Source organism: Yoonia sp., from assembly GCF_036007805.1.
Taxonomy (GTDB): Bacteria; Pseudomonadota; Alphaproteobacteria; order Rhodobacterales; family Rhodobacteraceae; genus Yoonia.
The window spans coordinates 1-2,584 of the sequence record NZ_DASYOK010000309.1; the positions used below are offsets into that span (position 1 = coordinate 1).

The window sequence follows — 2,584 nt, forward strand, 5'->3', positions numbered from 1 at the left end:
GGTGGATGCGCGGGTGCAGGCCGAGATTGACCTGCGTGCCACGCAGGAAGCGCTGGTGCATACCGAAAAGATGGCCGCTCTCGGGCGGATGTCTACGGCGATCGTCCATGAAATCAGTCAGCCGCTCGCGGCCATGGAGGCTACCCTGTCGGCGGCCGAACTTGGCCTCGACCAGCAGGATACAGCAACGGCCAAGCGGTTGGACAAAGCCCATGACCTGATCCGCCGGATGCAGCGCACAACAAAACACCTCAAGAGCTTTGCCCGCAAGGAGGTGCCGCAACTGATGCTGATCGACCTTTGTGCGCCGGTTGCCTCGGCGCTTGATCTGGTTGCGCCGCGCGCCCGTGCGATTGGTGTTGTGCCGGTGTTTCAAAGGCCCGAGACCCGGGTTGAGGTCATGGCAGGCGCGATACGGATCGAACAGGTCGTCGCCAATCTCCTGCTGAACGCGCTTGATGCGGTGGCTGACATGCCTGATGGGCATATTTCCGTCACGGTGACGGTGAATGCCGGTCAGGCCGAACTCTGCGTCGCGGACAACGGAAAAGGCATTGCCGACGCGGATATGTCCAAAGTGGGAGAACCCTTCTTTTCGACAAAGCTGACCGGCTCGGGCTTGGGGCTTGGTTTGGCGATTTGCAAGGCGATCCTGTCTGACTTCAACGGCGCGCTCGACATCCGCTCGCATCAGGACCAAGGCACGCGGGTGAGTGTGACCTTGCCTTTGGCACTCCAGAAAAGCGCCGAAGCGGCATGAGTGCCACGATCTTCATTGTCGATGACGATGCCGACCATTTGTCAGCACTGGCTGATCTGGTCGAAACCTCTGGCTATGCGGTGCAGGCGTTCGCTTCTGCGACCGCAGCGCTTGCGGCGATGGCCGCGCAACCGGATCTTGTGATCAGCGACCTGCGGATGCCGGGCATGGACGGGATCGCCTTTGTCAAAGCATTGCGGGCACAAGAGCAGGGCGTGCCCGTTGTGCTTTTGACAGGTCACGGCGATGTCGGTCACGCGGTCGAGGCGATGCGTGCGGGCGCAGAGGATTTTCTGGAGAAACCTTACGAATCTGCCCATCTTCTTGCGGTCATGCGCCGGACCCTTGAGGCGCAATCGGCACGCCGCGAGGTAGCACGGCTGCAAACGGTGCTGGCGGAACGCGCCGATGTCAGCATCCTGGGGCAATCACGCGCCATGCGGGAATTTCGCAAGCGCATTGCCGCGCTGGCGTCTGTTGATTTCGACGTGGTTATCATGGGCGAGACAGGGACGGGCAAAGAGCTCGCCGCGCGGGCGATCCATGCAGCCAGCGCCCGTGCGGACGGCCCCTTTGTTGCACTTAACTGTGCGGTCCTGCCCGAAGCCATGGCCGAGACAATCCTGTTCGGGCATGGCGAAGGTGTCTTTGCACATGATCGAGCAGGGCGGGCGGGTAAACTGGAAGCAGCCCATGGCGGCACGCTGATGCTCGATGAGGTCGAGACAATGCCAATGGCCATTCAGGCCAAGCTGCTGCGCGTTTTACAGGAACGCAGCTTTGAGAGGATGGGCGAGACAGATGCGCGGCACCTTGATGTGAGGGTCATCGCCACGACCAAGACCAATCTGCGATTGCTGGACACATTCCGCCCCGATTTCTTTTTCCGTCTGGCCGGTGCAGAGTTGTCCACGCCAACCTTGCATGAGGCAGGCGAGGATATTCCGTTGATCTTTGCACATTATGCCCAGCTTGCCGCGCGGCGTTACGGTCGGGCTGACCCAGAGGTCCCTTGGGTGCTGTCACAAAAGCTCAAGCGTCAGGCCTGGAGCGGGAATGTACGCGAACTGAAAACAAGCGCCGAAGCCTTTGCGCTGGGGCTTTATGAGGTTGAAGGGACAGGCACCCCGACCTCTGGCCCCATGACTTTGGCTGATCGTGTCACGGAGTTCGAAGCCCGCGAGATCGCGGCGGTGCTGGATGCCCATGCAGGAAACACACTGCGTGCAGCAGAAACACTGGGCATTCCGCGCCGTACCCTGAACGACAAGATGCGGCGCTACGGGATTTCCGGCGATCAAGAACGCAAGTCCGAGGACGGTGGATAAGGTTCTGCATCTTTCGTTGAAAACTCTGCTTTACCGATTCCTCCAAATCTTGGGCCTGTGCCGGAAGAAACTGCCTTTGCACGGCATGTCGGGAATCAAAAATGCATCACCTACGCAGGTGTGAACCAGTATCCCGGGCAAGCGGGCCCTGATTCTTGCGCGCAACACAGAAGCAATGAGGGCAGAAAGGCGCAGTTTCGCTGAAAAACGCCCAGATTAGGGGCGTTTCCGGTGGCCAAAAAGATCTTTTCATTTTTTTGAAAAAAGGGGTTGCGGGTGTGCGCGAGTAACCGTAGAACCCCCTTCACCGGCGGCGCAGAGATGCGGCGGCGGGGCGCCAGACGGGCTTACGGGTGACGAGGCGGAGAAGAAAAAACAGAGATAATGCAGGCTGGGCGCGCCAAGGACTTTAGGGCGCATCTGGTGGTTTTTGTCTCTACGCTGTTTGAAATTGATATATCTGAAGAGATATGTGGGCGGTTTGGTTCAGTTCGAT

At 59.3% G+C, this 2,584-nt stretch carries 2 protein-coding genes; both read left to right on the plus strand.

Annotated elements, in window-relative coordinates; all coding sequences use genetic code 11:
* A partial coding sequence (locus VGP75_RS16280; protein WP_327544663.1) for a sensor histidine kinase occupies window positions 1-760 on the plus strand: 760 nt, incomplete at its 5' end.
* Window positions 757-2,088 carry a sigma-54-dependent transcriptional regulator gene (locus tag VGP75_RS16285; RefSeq protein ID WP_327544664.1) on the plus strand — a complete coding sequence of 444 codons (1,332 nt, stop codon included), beginning with the start codon at window positions 757-759 and terminating at the stop codon, window positions 2,086-2,088. The genes VGP75_RS16280 and VGP75_RS16285, both read left to right, overlap by 4 nt.
* Window positions 2,089-2,584 lie beyond the last annotated feature (496 nt).

Excerpts from the sequence above, each read along its gene's own strand:
- VGP75_RS16285 (WP_327544664.1), top strand. The coding sequence starts at position 757 with ATGAGTGCCACGATCTTCATTGTCGATGACGATGCCGACCATTTGTCA.